This is a genomic window from Paraburkholderia sp., from assembly GCF_035501035.1.
Classification (GTDB): domain Bacteria; phylum Pseudomonadota; class Gammaproteobacteria; order Burkholderiales; family Burkholderiaceae; genus Paraburkholderia.
Genome location: NZ_DATJWR010000246.1, coordinates 1 through 17,120 on the forward strand (window position 1 = coordinate 1; position 17,120 = coordinate 17,120).

Sequence of the window (17,120 nt, forward strand, 5' to 3'; positions counted from 1 at the left end):
GCGTTGCCTCGGTGCGAGCTTGCGATGTCGTACGAACCGGACGATTCGACGCACCACCGCAGCAGATGTCAAACGCCGCTGTCGTTCGCCGGGACCGACGCCCCGTCGCAGCCCCGTCCGATCAGCGCGGCCGGCTTGCACGACCCGTTCGACAGTCGGCGGCGCGCTGGCTCTGCTCGACCATGCGGCGTCCACCTGCCCCATCGTGGACGCGGGGATCATAGCCCGACGTATTGGCTAACTCCAGATTCGCGCACGTTGTCCACATATTTGGACACTTGCCACGTCAGCAAGGTGGGATTGCGCATTGGCCATTCGAATTAGCTCGATCAATTTGCCTTCCCGAGAACCCGTGACGGGCCGAAAAAAAACGCCGCGGCGTTCACCGCGGCGCTTGCGTCAACTTGCATCGCTCGAGTTCGCCCTACGCCGACGAAGCCGCAGAGGTACCCTGCCCGGCCTTGCGCCGATACAACCTGAGCGTCGCGCACAGCCCGCAAAGCGCGGCAAAACTGAGCCAGTAGCCGGGCGCGGCCTTGTCGTGCGTGACTTCGATCAGGAACGTCGAGACAGCGGGCGTGAAGCCACCGAACAGCGCGGTGGCGAGGCTGAACGCGAGCGAAAAGCCTGCTACGCGCACTTCTACCGGCATCACTTCCGTGAGCGACGCGACCATCGCGCCGTTGTACATGCCGAAAAAGAACGAGAACCACAGCAGGACGCTCAACATGCGGCCGAAGCTCGGCGCGCTGGCGAGCCAGGACAGCGCCGGATACGACGTGCAGATCGCAAGAATGGCGATCGCCATCAGAATCGGCTTGCGCCCGATGCGATCGGAGATCGCACCGCCGATCGGCAGCCAGATGAAGTTCGACACGGCGACCAACAGCGTCACCATGAGACTGTCGCTGGTGGACAGTTTGAGCACGGTCTTGCCGAAGGTCGGCGTATAGACCGTGATCAGATAGAACGTGGTGGTGGTCATCGCCGTGAGCAGCATGCCCGCAATGACGACGCGCCAGTTGTGCAGCAGCATGGCGAACACTTCGCGCGTTTGCGGATGATGGCGCCGCGCCTCGAACGCAGCGGTTTCCTGCAATGAGCGGCGCAGCAGAAACAGGAAGGGCACGATCGCACAGCCGATGAAGAACGGAATGCGCCATCCCCACGCGCTCACCTGCTGCGCGCTCATCCACTGATTCAGCGCATAGCCCAGCGCCGCCGCGACCATGATGGCGACCTGCTGGCTGGCCGACTGCCAGCTCGTATAGAAGCCCTTGTTGCCGGGCGTGGCCATCTCCGAGAGATACACCGACACGCCACCCAGTTCCGCCCCTGCCGAAAAGCCCTGCAGCAGCCGGCCGATCAGCACCAGCACCGGCGCGACGAGGCCGATGGTCGCGTAGCCCGGCACGCACGCGATCAAGACGGTGCCGCTCGCCATGATGCTCAGCGTGACGATCAAGCCGGTGCGCCGCCCGACCTGGTCGATGTACGCGCCGAGAAAGATCGCCCCGAGCGGACGCATCAGGAAGCCCGCGCCGAATACGGCGAAGGTCAGCATGAGCGAGGCGAACTCGCTCGAAGTCGGGAAGAAGATCTTCGAGATCGACGTGGCGTAGAAACCAAACAGGAAGAAGTCGAACTGTTCGAGGAAGTTGCCGCTGGTCACGCGCAGCACGGTGGCGGCTTTTGCTCTGCGGGAGCTGCCCGTGGTGGTGGCGAGGGTTTGCGTGGGGTTCATCGCGTGTCTCCTTTGTCGTTTTGCAGCGGCACAGGGCGCCGCGTTCCGTACGATCCCAACTAATCCGAGCCGAGTTTCAGTTCGTTGCCTTGCCGCTTTTCGACTGACGATTTCAGCAGCGCCGCCGACCGGTAGATGCCATGCGCGAACTTTCCGTACGGCAGCGTGGCGAACAGCGCGATCACGATGCCCAGATGCACGGCGAGCAGCGCAGGCATTGCCGAAGTATCGCGAAGACCGAGCAGCGCGAGACCCGACGCGCTGGTCAGCAGCAGCAGCGCGATGAAGCCGCGGTCCATCGGGCGCTGCGCCGTATCGCCCTGTTCGGGATGACGCCGCAGATTGAGCCACAGCAGCCCCGCAGGCCCCACGAGCAGGCCGATGCCTCCAGCCGTGCCGAGCAGCACCGGCACGCTGATGAAAGGATACGGCGCATGCGCCCCAAACGCATAGTGATACAGCGTGGCCACCACGGTCGCGGCGAAACACAGCATGAACCCGTAGAACGTCAGATGATGGAAACGGCGCCGGGCGAGCGTGAACGCGTCGTCCGCTTCGTTGCAGCCGTCGCCGTGTCCGCCGTCTAGATACTTGAGCGTCAGTGCGTTCTTCGCGGCTTCGGCCGCCGCGCTCGCGCTCGCACTTGCCGTTCCCGCCGTCACGTCGCGCCAGAAGCGCGTGACGCCCACGCCCAGCGCCGCAACCGCGAACAGGAAGACCGCGCCGAACATCGCTGCGAGCAGGTTGTGCGGAAAGATCGCATAGAAGTTGTCGCCAACGTTGTGTAACAGGCCACCGTTGCGCGCAGTGCCGAGCAGCAGCAACAGCGCGAGCCCCAGCGCGAGGGCAACCGAAACCGTCACGCCATTGCGCTTGTAGAGCACGCCGAGCGCGGCGGGCCACGCATATTCCGTGTAGGTTTCGAGGCGCACTTTCGCCATCGCTTTCGGCACGTTGACGGCGAATTCGTGCGGCGGTGCGTACTGGCAAGCGTGATAACAGGCGCCGCAGTTGTGGCAGAGGTTGGCCAGGTAATTGACGTCGGCCTTGCCGAACTCGAGGCGCCGCGTCATCGCGGGGAACACGGCGCAAAAGCCTTCGCAGTAGCGACAGGCGTTGCAGATCTGCATCTGCCGCGCGACTTCGCTTTCGCTTTGCGTCATCGGCACGATGGGGATCACGCGTGAAGCGGCCTTTGGCGAAGTGCGCGAGGAAGACGCGGCATCGCTTGAAGCGTGGCGCGTGCTGGCGGGTGCGAGCGTGTCAGACTTCTGCACAATGAACTCCCGAAGTTTGCAACGCATGACGCGCGGCCTCGGTGCCCGCGATGCGCCCGAATGCAGTACCGATCGACATGCCGACCCCTGCCGTATAGCCCTTGCCGAGCACGTTGCCCGCCATCATTTCTCCCGCGACGAACAGGTTGTCGCTCGGCACGCCGCCGAAATGCACCTGGGCCAGGTCATTGGTTTCGAGACCCAGATAGGTGAACGTAATGCCCGGCCGCAGCGCATAGCCGTAGAAAGGCGGTGTATCGATCGGGCGTGCCCAGTGCGTCTTGGGCGGTGCGAGCCCTTCGGTATGGCAGTCGTCGAGCGCGGTGTGATCGAAGCTGCCCACCCGGCACGCTTCGTTGTAGCGGCGCAGCGTCTCAGTGAATTGCGCTTCGGGCAGATTCAGCTTGCGCGCGAGTTCGGCCAGCGTATCGGCTTTTTCGCCCGGAAAAACGGGCGGCATGAAGCGGCCAATCGCTTTCGAATCGATGATCGAGTAGCCGATCTGGCCGGGCTGTTGCGCGACGAGCCGGCCCCAGATCGCGTAGCGCTTCGGCCAGAAGTCCTCGCCTTCGTCGTAGAAGCGCTCCGCGTCCCGGTTGACGACGACGCCAAGCGACACACAGTCGATGCGCGTGCAGATGCCGCCGTCATAGAGGGGCGCGCGCGCGTCGATGGCGACGCAATGCGATTGCGCCGGGTCGCCGATGGCGTCCGCGCCCGCGTCGATCATGTATTTGAGCAGCACGCCCATGTTGAAGCGCGTGCCGCGGATCAGGAAGTTGTCGGCAGGCCACTCGCCGCGCTCGTTTTGGCCCCAGGCCTCGCGCAGCCATTCTCGGTTCGATTCGAAGCCACCGGCCGCCAGCACGCAGGCGCGCGCCTCGAAGCGCTGCGTGCCGCTCTTCGCCGCGACGAAGCGGCCGCCGTCGAGCTCGATGGAGTCGACCGGCGTTTCATAGCGGATCTGTACGCCTAGCGCTTGCGCGCTGCGGTAGTACGCGTTGACGAGCGCCTTGCCGCCGCCCATGAAGAATGCGTTGGTGCGCGCGACATGCAGCGCGCCGGAAAGCGGCGGCTGAAAGCGCACGCCATGCTTGTGCATCCACGGCCGGCACGTCGACGAAGCGCGGATCGTCAGGCGTGCGAGATGTTCGTTGGTGAGCCCGCCCGTGACCTTCAGCAGGTCCTGCCAGTATTCTTCTTCGGGATAGGCGTCGACGAGCACGTCCTGCGGCGCGTCGTGCATGCAGCGCAGATTGCGGGTGTGCTGCGAATTGCCGCCGCGCCATTCACGCGGCGCGGATTCGAGCAGCAGGACCGATGCGCCCGCCTCCCGCGCCATCAACGCCGCGCAGAGCGCGGCATTGCCTCCTCCAATGACCAGTACGTCAACCATACATGCCTCCTTTGGGACGCACTGTATTACCTGGCGAAATCCACCGCTACGAGCGGATCGTCAACGGGTCTTCACTTTTCGTGAAGACTCCGGCTTGCGCAGCCGCGCGCCGGGCCAATGCCCTTCGCGCACGAGCTGGCGGGCGACATCGGCGAGTACGACGCGTGCAGCAAGACCGGCGGGCGAGAGTTCGTCGTCGGACGCGCTCGCAATCATGTTCGGGCGCGTCGCGTAGGCATCGGCAACGGGCACGCTCGCCAGCGTCGCATTTTCCGCGCGCGCGAGCGCCGCGCCGGGCTGGATCGTCGCGCCAAAGCCCGCGCGCACGAAGTCCATCAGCAGCGCGAGGCCGTCGACTTCCGCGACGATGCTCGGCTCGTACTTCGCACGCTTGAAAGCGGCCGCGAGCAGGGTTCGCAAGCCGTGCGGGCCGCTCGGCAGTATCAGCCCGAGCTTGCCGAGTTGCGCGAGGCGCACGGAAGCGCCGCCGGGCATCGCATCCAGATGGCTCGCGCCGATGACGAACAGGCGTTCGTCGAGCAGCGGCAGCACGCTCCAGCGTTGCGTGGGCTCTTCGCGAAATATCACGGCGAGATCGATCTGGCGTGCGCTCAGCATCGATGCCAGATAACCCGAAAGACTTTCGACGATGCGCACGCGCACGTCGGGATAGCGCTCGCGCATGGCCTGCATGAAGGGGACGCCGAGCACGCTCGCCGTGCTGGGCGCGAGGCCAATGCTCACGTGGCCCGAGAGCCGCGCCGCGCGTGCGGCGAGCGCGGCATCGTCGATATGGCGCAGGGCGAGTTGCGCCTGCCGCCAGAATGCGAGGCCGGCCTCGGTGGGCAGCACGCCGTTGGAGGTGCGTTGCAGCAACCGCGTAGACAGCTCGCTTTCGAGCCGGCTGATCTGCTGACTCAACGCCGAAGTCACCACGCCGAGTTCGAGCGCGGCCTTTCCCATGCTTCCGTGTTCGACGACGCAGAGGAAATAACGCAGCTGTCTGAGTTCCATTGGAAAATAGGTGGCTTGAAGAAGCCACCTATTCTCTCACCGTGCCGTCAGGACGGCGGCACTTCGGGCGCGAGCGCGATCCGCTCGCTCTCGCGCCGTGCGGGCATTACTTGCCGTAGACGTCGAAGTCGAAGTACTTCTTCTCGATCTTCTTGTACGTGCCGTCCTTCAGCATGCCGGCGATCGCGCCGTCGATCTTCGTCTTGAGCGCGGTGTCTTCCTTGCGCAGGCCGATGCCAGCGCCGTTGCCGAGCGTCGCCGGGTCGTTGATGTCGCTGCCCGCGAAGCCGTAGCCCTTGCCGCGCGGCGTCTTCAGGAAGCCGATATCGGCCTGCACGGCGTCTTGCAGCGCCGCGTCGATACGGCCGGCCAGCAGGTCCTGATACACCAGGTCCTGGTTCTGGTACGGCACGACCTCGACGCCGGCGGGCGCCCAGTGCGCCTTCGCAAAGGCTTCCTGGATCGTGCCCTGCTCGACGCCCACGCGCTTGCCCTTGAGCGATTCCGCGGTCGGCTTGATGCCGGAGCCGGACTTGGCGACGAGGCGGGTCGGCGTGTTGAACAGCTTCGCGGAGAACGCGATCTGTTCTTCGCGCGCCGGCGTCATCGACATCGACGAGAGCACGCCGTCGAACTTGCGCGCCTTCAGCGCCGGGATCATGCCGTCGAAGTCGTTCTCAACCCAGACGCACTTCGCATCGAGACGGCGGCAGATTTCGTTGCCGAGGTCAATGTCGAAGCCAACCAGCTTGCCATCGGACGCTTTCGATTCGAAAGGCGGGTAGCTCGCGTCGACGCCAAAACGAATGGTGTCTTGCGCGAACGCGCCGCCGGAGGCCGTGGCGGCGAACAAGGCGATGGACAAGGCGGCATACAGCTTTTTCATGGGATCTCCCTGGGTTCTGGGTGTAGGGTGGTCAATAGCCGGACCGCACCGGCTCACAACCGGTATGGACGGTCCGCGCGACGCGCTCCGCGAACGTGATCGACGCCGCGGGCACACCTGCGTCGCGCAAGGTAGCAGTACAGAAATCGCGCGTCGAGTCGCCAGAACCTGACGATATCCCTGGCTGACACGCAGCCCTGGAGTACTGCCCGGTGCGCGGGCAGGCTTGGCGCTGTCGTTTTCCTTTCTGACTGCTTTCGTTGCGTGTAAGCCATGGTCCGGAAAATCCGTGGACAACCGTCACCGCGCCCTTGTCGGATGCGATGACGGACCGCAGGCCGAACGGGCTCGTCAAGCGCCGAGCAGAACCCCAGTGCGGATCGGACGGGTGCCGGTCACCCTTCCGAGCGGCGCGCCCGCCGTCACGAAGCGGATCGCGCGCCGCATGTAGAAAATGCCATCCGTGTTGCTGCGGATGGTGATCGTCTCGTCAGTCAGCGGATCGACGATGTCGAAAAGCGGGTCACCGGCGCGGATCCGGGCGCCCATTGCGGCGCGGTGGACCAGGATGCCGCTCGCGGGCGCGTAGAACTGCTCGCTGCCGGCAAGCGGAGTCGGCTCGTGCACGAGCGGCGGCAGCGGCTTTGCCGTGCCGCGCACCGCCCCACGCGCGCGAAGGAACTCGATGATGGCCTCGGCATCGGCTGCGGCCGTCTCGTACGACACGTCGCGCTGCCCTCGGCATTCGATGGTGGCGGCCACCGTGCCCGGCGGCAGAGGCGTGGCGTCGCCCACCTGCTGTTGCAGGTTCCACCAGGCGAGACTGTGCGCCTCGTCGAACGCCTGGCCGCCGGAGTCGGTGGCGAGCAATGACGCCTGCGAGCCCATATAGCGCGCGAGCGGCTCGAACTGCGGCCATGCCGCTTCGCTCGTGTACAGATGCAGCGTGGCTTCGAGCGAGCAATGCAGATCGATCACGACGTCCGAATCGAGCGACAGTTGCAGCAACGCGAGCTGCAACGACTCGAATTCGGTACGCGGCTTCTGCTGCGCGAGCGCTTCGCGCATCGCATCGCGCACGAGCGCGACATTGTGCGCGGCGTTGCTGCCGAGCTTGCCTTCGAGCTCCTTGGCCACGTCATCGAGTGCGGGGAAACTCCGATTGAAATTGCGCCCGCTGGCGAGGTCGAAGCGGCCGATGAACTGGCCGAGCACGTGCTGTGCGAGCCCGACCGGATTCGCAACGGGCACGAGCACGATTTGCGCGCTGAGTTCGCCGGCCGCCTCGAGTTCCGCGAGGCGGCGCCGGAGCATCACGCTCACGAGCATCGCCGGCGTCTCGTCGGCGTGCAGCGCAGCCTGGATGTAGATCTTCTGGGTGGCGTCGCTGGCGCGGGCCGGCCCGAAATGAAAGCTCGTGAGCTCACGGCGGGTGCCGATTGCCGGCGAAATCAGATCGATGGAATGCGTTTGCATGTAGAGAAAGAAACAAAAACGAAAACGTCGGCGAAATGCCGGGCCTGGCTTATTCGCCGTACGGGTCGAACGAGAAGTAGCGGTGCGCGATGCGCTCGTAGGTGCCGTCGGCCCGCATCGAAGCAATGGCCGAGTCGATCGACGCCTTGAGCTGCGCATCGTCCTTGCGCATGCCGATGCCGACGCCGTGGTCGCCCATCGAAAGCGGCTGGCCGATGAACGCGAAGTCCTTGCCCTGCGGCGTTTGCAGGAAACCCTGGTCGGCCTCGACCGTGCCCAGGAGCGCCGCGTCGAGACGCCCGGTCACGAGGTCCTCGAAAACTTCCTCCTGGTTCTTGTACGACACGACGGACACGCCGTGCGGCGCCCACTGCGCGAGCGCGTAGGTTTCGAATTGCGTACCGGATTGCACGCCGATGTGCTTGCCGGCAAGCGACGCCGCATCGCTGCCGAAGCCCGCGCCCTTGTGCGCGACGAGGTGCGACTTGAATTGATAGAGCTTCGACGAGAAGGCGATCTGCTGCATGCGCTTTTCGGTAATGGCCATCGCCGAGAGAACCGCATCGATCTTGCGAGCCTGAAGCGCCGGGATCATGCCCGAAAATTCGAGCTCGACCCACTTGCACTGCGCATGCATGCGCCGGCAGATCTCGTTGCCGAGATCGACGTCGAAGCCGCGCACGCTGCCGTCCGGCGCCTTCGAGTCCATTGGCGGATAAGTCGGATCGATGCCGAACCGCACGACATTCGTATCGCTTGCGTGTGCAATGGCCGCCGCGCCGAGCAGCCCCAGCGCCGTTACCGCGCTCAGTGCGACACGTAGAAATGGCTTCATGGTCTCCCTTCTCCCGAATGATTGGGCCCCATGCTATGGCACCGGAATGACGCTGCGAAGTCCGCGGGCGGCTATCATGATCGTTTTTTCCGATCACCGGCCATGGCTCTGACGCTTTCCCAATTGCGCGTTTTTTCGGCGGTTGCCGAGCACGGCAGCCTGCGTGGCGCCGCGCGCTCGCTCGGGCTCGCGCAGAGCAGCGTCACGCAGCAGCTCCAGAATCTCGAACTCGAACTGGGCGCGCCGCTCGTGAGCCGCACGAATCGTGGCATCCGGCTGACCGCATATGGCGAAAGGCTGCTGGTGCGCGCCGCTGCAATCCTCAGCGAGTGCGAGCGCAGCGAGAACGAGATCCGCCAGTTGCGCGGGGACTTTGGCGGCAGCGTGACATTCGGGATGACCACGGAACCGATGATCGACACGCTCGTGCCGGTGATGAAGCAATATCGCGCGCGCTTTCCGGGCGTGTCGCTGCACCTCGTCAACGGCACGTCGCGCAAGATGATCTCGTGGCTGCGCGACGGCACGCTCGACTTTGCCGTCGCGCTGGTGTGGCCCAAGACCGATACGGAAGACCTGGCCGTGACGAACCTTTACCGGTCCGACCCTGTCGTCGTGTGCCGTCGCGGCCACCCGCTGCAGCACGCGAAAACGCTCGCCGAGCTTGGCGATTGCGACTGGATCGCCACGCGCCAGCCGGGCGCGACTGTCCCGGCGCCCGTGAACCGCCTGACGGACATGTTCACCGAACGCGGGCTCGCGCCACCGCGCATCGTCGCGACGACCGAGTCGCTGTTCGACACGCTGCATCTGATCGCGGAAACCGACTGGCTCTCGCTCGAGCCTTCCATCGTCACGCGGTATCGGCTGTTCAACGGCGAGTTGACGTCGATACCGATTGCCGAGCGGCCAGCCGAATCGAGCGTTTGCCTGCTGCATCGCGCCAGCGTGCCTTTGACTCCGGCCGCGCAGGAACTGGCGACGATGTGCGTTTCTTACGCGCGCATGACGAAGCGTTGATGCAGCGACCGAAGCCGCAGTTGCCTGACGCTACTGCCACGCGCGTTGCGCCGGTCAGAACCGCGTTTGCACGCCCACACGCGCGATGAACTGGTTCGGACCACTCGACGTTCCATCGGGATCGAGCACGCCGCTGATCAGTGCCTGGGCTCCCGCGTTCGTGCGCTGGTATACGGTTTCCGCATAGACGACCGTGCGCTTCGAAAGGAAGTGATCCAGAACCGCCGTGATCTGGTGAGCGTGATTATTGTCGAGGTAGGCGTTGCCCTTCATGTACATGTAGTCGGCGGCGATCGCCCAGTCCGGCGCCAGCAGCCAGTTCGCGCCCACCTCGCCCTGGGCGATCGCGCCACCGTTCGAGTTGTTGCGCACGGTCGTCACGAGCAGCGTTGCCGTGACCTTGCCGAAGTCGTAGTGCGCGCCCACCCCCCAGTTTCGGATGCTGACATCGGGCTCGCCCTCCTCGACATATTTGGCTTCCGTGTAGGCCGCGGCCATGCCGAACGGACCGTTGGCGTAGTTCGCGCCCGCGCTGACCGTGTTACCGCGACCGAACGCACCCGGAATGCCGCCAAAGCCGTAAAGGCCGCCGAAGCTGAATCCGCCTAACGTGGGCGAAGCGTATTTGACCGAGTTCTCGACCGTGGCGCCCGCCATGCGGTCCCAGTCGAATTGCGGCGCGAACGGCGGATTGCCCGGAATGGCGATCTTCGCGAACGGCCCCGCGCGGAAGTTATAGAGCCCCCCTACTTCCATTGCTGCATCGTCATGGCCGAAGAACAGCGAATCGGTCATGAAATCGTACTGGTTGCCCATCGTCAGCTTGCCGTACTGATCGCTGGCAAGACCGACGTAAGCATTGCGGCCGAAGAGCCCCTGCCCCGACACGATCGAACCGGTGCCAAGCGAGAACTGGTTGACGAGGTCGAACACTGCATGCAGCCCGCCGCCCAGGTCTTCGTTGCCGCGAATGCCGAGCAGGTTGGGGGTGAGAATGCCGTCGTCGAACTTGAGGTTCGAGTGGCCGCTTTCGTTGCTGACCCACGATATGCCGGCGTCGACGAGGCCATACAGCGTCACGCTGTCTCCTGCCGGGCTCGCTTCCGCATGTGCTTGAGCGCATACCATCGCCGAAACCGCCGTGCACCACAGTGCGAGGCACTTCATGTTGACGTCTCCTTTACCTTTGTCTCTGTCCAATTGCTACGGACAACGTACTAATTTTAATAATTCCCGGAATTCCGGAAGGTGTGACGGCGCAGGCGCGCCGTCACGGCAACATCATTCGGCGCGCAGTGCGACCGAAGCCGAGCGCCGAGCCAGCGCGCGCGGGGCGGTCTCGATCAGGAACATCGAAACGAAGGCGCCGCAGATCAGTCCGCCGAGCGCGAACTGCAGCGTGAACTGAATGCCGTCGTGCTGAGCGACATAACCGGCGATGGCTGGGGCGATACCGCCGCCGAAAATCTCCCCGGTGCCCGACGTGATGCCGATGGCCGAGGCCACGAGACCCACAGGAGCCGCTTCGGTTGCGATCGGTCCGGTGAGGACGCCCAGCATGCCGAGCGCAAAGAACGACACGACGAACAGCACGACAAAGAGCATCAAGGGGTTCGCGCCGATGCGCGCGAACACGTAGAGCGAAAGCGCCGCACCCACGAAAGCGACGACCGACGTCAGGCGCCGTCCCACGATATCCGAGACGCTGGCGAGGCCGAACTCGCCGAGAAAGCCGCCGAAGCCGATCGCCGATACGACGAAGCCCATCTGCGAGGTATCGAGGTGCAGGTAGTCGACGAGGTAATTGGGCACCATCGCGCCAATCACGAAGATGCCGGCCATCGCGCAAAGCGTCGCCAGCATGGCGAGCACGACGTTGCGGCTGCGAAAGAGCGCGCTCCAGCGCGGACGCTGCGACGCGTGCGTGCCCAGCGTGTTCGACAGCGCGCCTTGCGGCGCGTCGCGCAACAGCGTGGCGATCAGCACGGCCACGATCAGCCCCGGAACCGCGGAAACCGCGAACACCCAGTGCCACGAGGGCACGACGCGCAGCAACTGCGTTGCGATGATGGGCGCAAGGCCCAGACCCATCAGCGCGAACATGCTGAGTTGCAGCCCCTGATTGCGGCCGCGACGCGACGGATGCGAGGCCTCGCCCACAGCCGCAACGCTCGTTGGCGTGAAGGCGCCTTCGGCAAGCCCCATCAGCGCGCGAATCAGCAGCAGGCTCGCGAAGCCGGCCGCGAACCCCGAGAAGCTCGAGAGCAGCGAGAACATCACCATGGCCGCAATCATGATCTTGCGCCGGCCGATACGGTCCGAGAGGCGGCCCATGAGGATCGAAAACACGCCCCAGGCAATGCTGAGAATGCCGATCAGCGAGCCTAGCTGCTGATAGCTGAGGCCGAGGTCCTTCATCATGTGGGGAAAAAGCGGCGCGATCATCCAGCGGTCGAGTCCGACCAGACCGAAGCCGATGGCGAGCAGGATCAGTGTCCTGCGTTCGTTTTGCAGATCGTGCGTGGGGGCATGCCTCGTCACGTGTGTCTCCTGTGTGTGCTTTGCGTTCGTATATCGAACGATGCTTCGTTTATCGAACTTCCGGCGAAATGGTAAGAAGCGCCCCTCACGCGTGTCAATCAAAGATCACCCTGGATGTACACAATTTTTCTTTACTAACGCCTTACTCATGGTTGTTTACCCTTAAATCAAGGGCGAAAGCATTGAAATTATGACTTTGCTGTATACAATTTGTACACAGCACCGCCCTCCCTCGGACGGTTCCTGCCCGCATCCACAATCGTGTTTTCTTCACCTCTTTACGCATGAACGGCATAGACGACACCCCAGCCAGCACGCGCGCCGGCTCCGCCGCCTCGCAGACCGTCAAGGCCCAGCTCGGGCTGCGAGAACTCATACTTGGCGGCGAGCTGTCCCCCGGCGAGCGCATTTCCGAACTCGGCGTGGTCGAACGCCTCGGCGTCTCGCGCACGCCCGTGCGTGCGGCGCTCATGCGCCTGCAGGAGGAAGGACTGCTCGAGCCGATTCCGAGCGGCGGCTATGCCGTGCGCTCGTTTTCGGAGAACGAAATACGCGACTCGATCGAACTGCGCGGCACGCTCGAAGGATTGGCCGCACGCCTCGCCGCCGAGCGCGGTATCACGCACTCCATGTTCCGCGACCTGCACGACTGCATCGACGAGATCGACGAGCTACTCGTGGGCGCGCTGACCGAGGAAACGTTCTCTCGCTACGTCGAAGTGAATGGGCGCTTTCATCGCCTGCTCGCAAATGCTTCGGATAGCGAAGTAGTGGCGCGGCAAATCGAGAAAATCGCGAGCTTGCCGTTCGCCTCGGCCAGCGCATTCGTGGTCGTGCAGTCGCTCGACCCGCGCGCGCGCGAAACGCTGATCGTCGCGCAGGCCCAGCATCGCGCGGTGCTCGAAGCGATCGAAAGCCGTGAAGGCGCGCGTGCCGAAGCGCTGATGCGCGAACACTCGCACATCGCCCATCAGAATCTGCGCCGTGTGCTCGAGAACCAGCGCGCCATGACGAGGCTGATCGGCGCCAACCTCATTCGCCGCAATCCGCGCTGATGTCGCGAGATTGCGCGGCTTGATACGTACGGCGGCAAGCCTGCCGCCCCCACCACCCAGACCAAAGGCGTGTCGACACGCCATGGAGGAGACACATGTTCCTGAAAAACGCGTGGTATGTCGCGTGCACTCCCGATGAAATCGCCAGCAAGCCGCTCGGGCGGCAGATTTGCGGCGAGCGCATGGTGTTCTGGCGCACGGCCGAAGGCGGCGTCGCCGCGCTCGAAGACTTCTGCCCGCATCGCGGCGCGCCGCTCTCGCTCGGCAGCGTGCGCGACGGCCATCTGGTGTGCGGCTACCACGGCCTCACGATGGGATCGAACGGCAAATGCGTGAGCATGCCGTGCCAGCGCGTTGGCGGCATTCCGTCCGTGCGCAGCTATCCCGCCGTCGAGCGCCATGGCTTCATCTGGGTGTGGCCCGGCGATGCGGCACAGGCCGACCCCGCGAAGATCCATCACCTCGAATGGGCCGACAATCCCGCGTGGGCCTACGGCGGTGGCCTCTATCACATCAAGTGCGACTATCGCCTGATGATCGACAACCTGATGGACCTCACGCACGAGACGTACGTGCACGCGTCGAGCATCGGTCAGCCCGAAATCGAAGAGGCGCCGCCGAAGACGGCCGTGAACGGCGACACCGTCACGACCAGCCGCTTCATGGAAAACATCATGCCGCCGCCGTTCTGGGCCGCTGCGCTGCGCGGCAATGGCCTCGCGGATAACGTGCCCTGCGATCGCTGGCAGATCTGCCACTTCTCGCCGCCCAGCCACATCATGATCGAAGTGGGCGTGGCGCACGCGGGCAAAGGCGGTTACGAGGCTGACGCGCGCGACAAGGCGTCGAGCATCGTCGTCGATTTCATCACGCCGGAAACCGAAACGTCGATCTGGTACTTCTGGGGCATGGCGCGCAGCTTCGCCGTGCACGACGAGGCACTCACCGACACGATCCGCAAGGGCCAGGGCAAGATCTTCGCCGAGGATCTCGACATGCTCGAATCGCAGCAGCGCAATCTGCTCACGTGGCCCGACCGGCCGATCCTGAAGCTCAATATCGATGCCGGCGGTGTGCAATCGCGCCGCGTGCTCGACCGGCTCATCGCCGAAGAGCGCAGCACCGCAGCGGTGGCGGTCTGACGCCGGGGCCGCGCGTACGCGCGGCCGTCTTCCCTCTTTTGCCCACGCATCATGAAAGTCACCCTCACCCGCAAGCTTCCCGTTGCCACCGACATCTGCCTGTTCGAGCTCGCGAGCGCCGACGGCTCGCCACTGCCGGCATTCGAGGCGGGCGCGCACATCGATGTCCATGTCGGCGGCTTCGTGCGCCAGTATTCGCTTTGCAACAGCCCCGCCGATGGTGCTGTCTATCGCATCGGCGTGTTGCGCGATCTGGCGTCGCGCGGCGGTTCCATTGCCATGCACGCGCTTGCCGCTGGGACGATCCTGGAAATCAGTACGCCGAAGAATCATTTTCCGCTCGACGAGCACGCGGCCCATACTATTCTGATCGCAGGCGGTATCGGCATCACGCCGCTCATGGCGATGGCTGAACAGCTAAGGGAAGCCGGACGCGCGTTCGAGCTGCATTACTGCGCCCGTGAACCCGCGCGCGCCGCGTTTCGCGAGCGCCTTGCCGAACGCGGTTTTGCGGAGCACACGCGCTTCTATTTCGACAGCGAGGGACCGGAAGCTCGCCTCGATCTCGCGCGCGTGCTTGCTCAGCCGCACGCCGGCACGCACGTCTACGTGTGCGGCCCGGCGGGCTTCATCGACGCCGTACTCGGCGCCGCGACGAACGCGGGCTGGCCAGCGCAGAACGTGCATCGCGAGTACTTCGGCGCGGCCCAACCGCCCACGCACGCCAACGGGGCGTTCCAGGTCACGCTCGCGAGCTGCCAGCGCGTGATCGACGTACCGGCCGGCACGACGATCGTCGAGGCGCTGCGCGCCGGCGGCATCGAGGTACCCGTGTCGTGCGAACAGGGTGTTTGCGGCACCTGTATCACACGCGTGCTGGAGGGCGTGCCGGACCATCGCGATCTCTATCTGACCGACGAAGAACGCGAGGCCAACGATCAATTGCTTCCGTGCTGCTCGCGGGCCCGCACGCCGATGCTCGTACTCGACCTCTGACGCGCCCGCGCCAGCGCATCCGCGTGAGCACGATCTCTTCCCCAGACAGCGCGTCGAATTTCGCTTTTTGGCCGCCTGAACGCGACACATGCGTGGGTTACACTACCGGGCGACAAAACTCAGATCGCAAGCGGGGGTGGATGCCATGGGCGAGCCGGATACGCATTCCTGGTCCGGAAAGGCGCTTTTGGGCGCATTTCCGAAAGATCCGGAGAGGGAGCAGGCGGTACTGCGTATCTCGCTCGGTTCGGTCGTGCTTCTCGTCTATCTGGTTGCCAGCTCGGTTTATCGCTCAGCCGAAGTCTATGCGACGCTTCTGGCCGTCACCGCTTATGTGATGTTCGGCGTCGCCACGTACGTTGCCGTGACGGTTGCGCCAGCGCGCTCGCGCGTGCGCCTGACGCTCAGCACTTTGGCCGATCAGGCCATAGTGATCGCGGCGCTGGCAGCGGGCGGCCCAGCCGCGCTGCCGCTCCTGTGGGTCGTCTTCTGGTTCCTGGTCGGCGCCGGATGCAGGTATGGCCAGCGCATGCTGGTGCTTTCCTGCGGCGTGGCGATCGTGGGTCTCGCGTGCCTGATGCATTGGCAGCCATGGTGGCGCGCCAACATCACGGCCGCTCTCGGAGTGACGTTCAGCGTCGCTGCAACGTCGATCTATCTGGCGGTGCTCGTATCGCGCCTGGAACGACAGGCGTCGACCGATCCGCTGACGGGGCTATTTAACCGTGTAAGGCTCGAGCAAGCCATCGGCCGAACGCTGTTTGCGCGCGGCGCCGAAAGTGACCGCACCGCCATGCTGCTCGTCGATCTCGACGGCTTCAAGGAAGTCAACGACTCGTTCGGGCACGCTGTCGGCGACGAACTGCTGCGCGACTTCGCGACGGCGCTGGGTCGCCGCATGCGCCGCGGGGACACGCTTGCGCGCCTCGGTGGCGACGAATTCGTGGTGCTGGCGCGTCACGTCTACGACAAGCAGGATGCACTCACCATTGCCGACAGCATCCACTCGATTCTCGGCAACATGCGCACCGTGGGTGGCTACCCGGTTGCCGTTTCGTGCAGCATTGGCGTATGCCTGCTGACGGAAGACTCCAGCAGCCGCTATCTCGACGCGCGAAGCCTGATGCGCGCCGTCGACAGCGCCATGTACCGTGCGAAGTCGCGCGGCATGGGGAAGACCGAGTTCGTCGACACTGGTGGAGCCGTGCCGGGCGTCGTCTGATGGCGCCCGTCTTGCCGGCGGATGAGCCATCAGGGTTGCGTCCGTTGTAGTGAGCTGGGCGCTACTGCATAGAACACGCTGCGCATTTTGCCTACCGAAGCCGTGGCGGCGAATCAGCGCCACCACGGCTTTCGAGCCGGCAAGAACCATTACACCGCAGCCCCGGCGCGCAGACGTTGGACGATCTGGTTGTCCTTACCCTGCACGAGCGGCGTCAACGTGAAGTTGAACTCGATGTCCTTGTACGTATCGGCCTTCAGGCCCAGCGCCGTCCCGCCGGTCTTTTCGACCACCGGCGGAATCAGTTCCTCACGCGTGGCGTAGGCGAAGTCGTCCCAGATCAGCGGGTCGCCTTCGATGTTGAACTGCGTGGTCAGCTTGCGGGTGTTCCCGGACGTGACGAAGAAGTGCACGTGAGCCGGACGGTTGCCGTGGCGACCGAGCCCGTTCAGCAACTGCTGCGTGGCGCCCTGCGGCGGGCAGCCGTAGCCCACCGGCATCAGCGTGCGGAATTCG

General features: G+C 64.6%; 14 protein-coding genes and 1 pseudogene. 5 read left to right on the forward strand and 10 right to left on the reverse strand.

The genetic code is table 11. The features are described from left to right. Positions 1-424: 424 nt before the first annotated feature. From VMJ11_RS18505 to VMJ11_RS18535, 7 genes are all read right to left on the reverse strand, one after another. Positions 425-1,744, reverse strand: coding sequence for an MFS transporter (locus tag VMJ11_RS18505; protein ID WP_325620848.1), 1,320 nt, complete (start codon positions 1,742-1,744; stop codon positions 425-427). Positions 1,745-1,803: 59 nt separating this feature from the next. Next, positions 1,804-3,021: a tricarballylate utilization 4Fe-4S protein TcuB gene (gene tcuB / locus VMJ11_RS18510; protein WP_325620849.1), complete on the reverse strand. Its 1,218-nt coding sequence runs from the start codon at positions 3,019-3,021 to the stop codon at positions 1,804-1,806. Next, a complete protein-coding gene (gene tcuA, locus VMJ11_RS18515) occupies positions 3,008-4,417 on the reverse strand; it encodes an FAD-dependent tricarballylate dehydrogenase TcuA (RefSeq protein WP_325620850.1) in 1,410 nt (469 codons plus the stop codon). The genes tcuB and tcuA overlap by 14 nt, the downstream gene beginning before the upstream one ends. Before the next feature lie 60 nt (positions 4,418-4,477). Next, positions 4,478-5,431 carry a LysR family transcriptional regulator gene (locus VMJ11_RS18520; RefSeq protein ID WP_325620851.1) on the reverse strand — a complete coding sequence of 318 codons (954 nt, stop codon included), beginning with the start codon at positions 5,429-5,431 and terminating at the stop codon, positions 4,478-4,480. Between the two features lie 106 nt (positions 5,432-5,537). Further along, positions 5,538-6,317 (reverse strand): ABC transporter substrate-binding protein, encoded by a 780-nt coding sequence (locus VMJ11_RS18525; protein WP_325620852.1) that lies wholly within the window; start codon positions 6,315-6,317, stop codon positions 5,538-5,540. 351 nt (positions 6,318-6,668) lie between these two features. Continuing rightward, positions 6,669-7,793, reverse strand: a complete 1,125-nt coding sequence (locus VMJ11_RS18530) for a succinylglutamate desuccinylase/aspartoacylase family protein (protein WP_325620853.1) — start codon at positions 7,791-7,793, stop codon at positions 6,669-6,671. A 49-nt stretch (positions 7,794-7,842) separates the two neighbouring features. Further along, positions 7,843-8,628 (reverse strand): transporter substrate-binding domain-containing protein, encoded by a 786-nt coding sequence (locus tag VMJ11_RS18535; RefSeq protein WP_325620854.1) that lies wholly within the window; start codon positions 8,626-8,628, stop codon positions 7,843-7,845. A 102-nt stretch (positions 8,629-8,730) separates the two neighbouring features. On the opposite strand from VMJ11_RS18535, the gene VMJ11_RS18540 reads away from it, so the two are divergent. Then, a complete protein-coding gene (locus tag VMJ11_RS18540; RefSeq protein ID WP_325620855.1) occupies positions 8,731-9,648 on the forward strand; it encodes a LysR substrate-binding domain-containing protein in 918 nt (305 codons plus the stop codon). A gap of 54 nt (positions 9,649-9,702) precedes the next feature. On the opposite strand, the gene VMJ11_RS18545 is transcribed toward VMJ11_RS18540, so the two are convergent. Next, entirely contained in the window at positions 9,703-10,815 is a 1,113-nt protein-coding gene (locus tag VMJ11_RS18545) for a porin (protein ID WP_325620856.1), read from the reverse strand. A 114-nt stretch (positions 10,816-10,929) separates the two neighbouring features. Further along, positions 10,930-12,189 carry an MFS transporter gene (locus VMJ11_RS18550; protein WP_325620857.1) on the reverse strand — a complete coding sequence of 420 codons (1,260 nt, stop codon included), beginning with the start codon at positions 12,187-12,189 and terminating at the stop codon, positions 10,930-10,932. Positions 12,190-12,473: 284 nt separating this feature from the next. Here VMJ11_RS18550 and VMJ11_RS18555 point away from each other — a divergent pair, with 284 nt between their 5' ends. The 4 genes from VMJ11_RS18555 to VMJ11_RS18570 all read left to right on the forward strand — a co-directional run bounded on the left by VMJ11_RS18555 (position 12,474) and on the right by VMJ11_RS18570 (position 16,604). Further along, a complete protein-coding gene (locus tag VMJ11_RS18555; RefSeq protein ID WP_325620858.1) occupies positions 12,474-13,244 on the forward strand; it encodes a GntR family transcriptional regulator in 771 nt (256 codons plus the stop codon). Between the two features lie 95 nt (positions 13,245-13,339). Further along, entirely contained in the window at positions 13,340-14,386 is a 1,047-nt protein-coding gene (locus VMJ11_RS18560; RefSeq protein ID WP_325620859.1) for an aromatic ring-hydroxylating dioxygenase subunit alpha, read from the forward strand. A 51-nt stretch (positions 14,387-14,437) separates the two neighbouring features. Beyond that, complete coding sequence (locus VMJ11_RS18565; protein WP_325620860.1) at positions 14,438-15,382, forward strand: PDR/VanB family oxidoreductase; 945 nt, start codon at positions 14,438-14,440, stop codon at positions 15,380-15,382. A gap of 187 nt (positions 15,383-15,569) precedes the next feature. Then, positions 15,570-16,604, forward strand: coding sequence for a GGDEF domain-containing protein (locus VMJ11_RS18570; protein WP_325620861.1), 1,035 nt, complete (start codon positions 15,570-15,572; stop codon positions 16,602-16,604). A gap of 149 nt (positions 16,605-16,753) precedes the next feature. On the opposite strand, the pseudogene VMJ11_RS18575 reads toward VMJ11_RS18570, so the two are convergent. After that, positions 16,754-17,120, reverse strand: a pseudogene (locus VMJ11_RS18575) (catechol 1,2-dioxygenase); the annotation flags it as partial.

Excerpts from the sequence above, each read along its gene's own strand:
- VMJ11_RS18555 (WP_325620858.1), top strand. The coding sequence starts at position 12,474 with ATGAACGGCATAGACGACACCCCAGCCAGCACGCGCGCCGGCTCCGCC.
- VMJ11_RS18560 (WP_325620859.1), top strand. The coding sequence starts at position 13,340 with ATGTTCCTGAAAAACGCGTGGTATGTCGCGTGCACTCCCGATGAAATC.
- VMJ11_RS18505 (WP_325620848.1), bottom strand. The coding sequence starts at position 1,744 with ATGAACCCCACGCAAACCCTCGCCACCACCACGGGCAGCTCCCGCAGA.
- VMJ11_RS18535 (WP_325620854.1), bottom strand. The coding sequence starts at position 8,628 with ATGAAGCCATTTCTACGTGTCGCACTGAGCGCGGTAACGGCGCTGGGG.
- VMJ11_RS18565 (WP_325620860.1), top strand. The coding sequence starts at position 14,438 with ATGAAAGTCACCCTCACCCGCAAGCTTCCCGTTGCCACCGACATCTGC.
- VMJ11_RS18530 (WP_325620853.1), bottom strand. The coding sequence starts at position 7,793 with ATGCAAACGCATTCCATCGATCTGATTTCGCCGGCAATCGGCACCCGC.
- VMJ11_RS18540 (WP_325620855.1), top strand. The coding sequence starts at position 8,731 with ATGGCTCTGACGCTTTCCCAATTGCGCGTTTTTTCGGCGGTTGCCGAG.
- VMJ11_RS18520 (WP_325620851.1), bottom strand. The coding sequence starts at position 5,431 with ATGGAACTCAGACAGCTGCGTTATTTCCTCTGCGTCGTCGAACACGGA.
- VMJ11_RS18545 (WP_325620856.1), bottom strand. The coding sequence starts at position 10,815 with ATGAAGTGCCTCGCACTGTGGTGCACGGCGGTTTCGGCGATGGTATGC.
- tcuA (WP_325620850.1), bottom strand. The coding sequence starts at position 4,417 with ATGGTTGACGTACTGGTCATTGGAGGAGGCAATGCCGCGCTCTGCGCG.
- VMJ11_RS18525 (WP_325620852.1), bottom strand. The coding sequence starts at position 6,317 with ATGAAAAAGCTGTATGCCGCCTTGTCCATCGCCTTGTTCGCCGCCACG.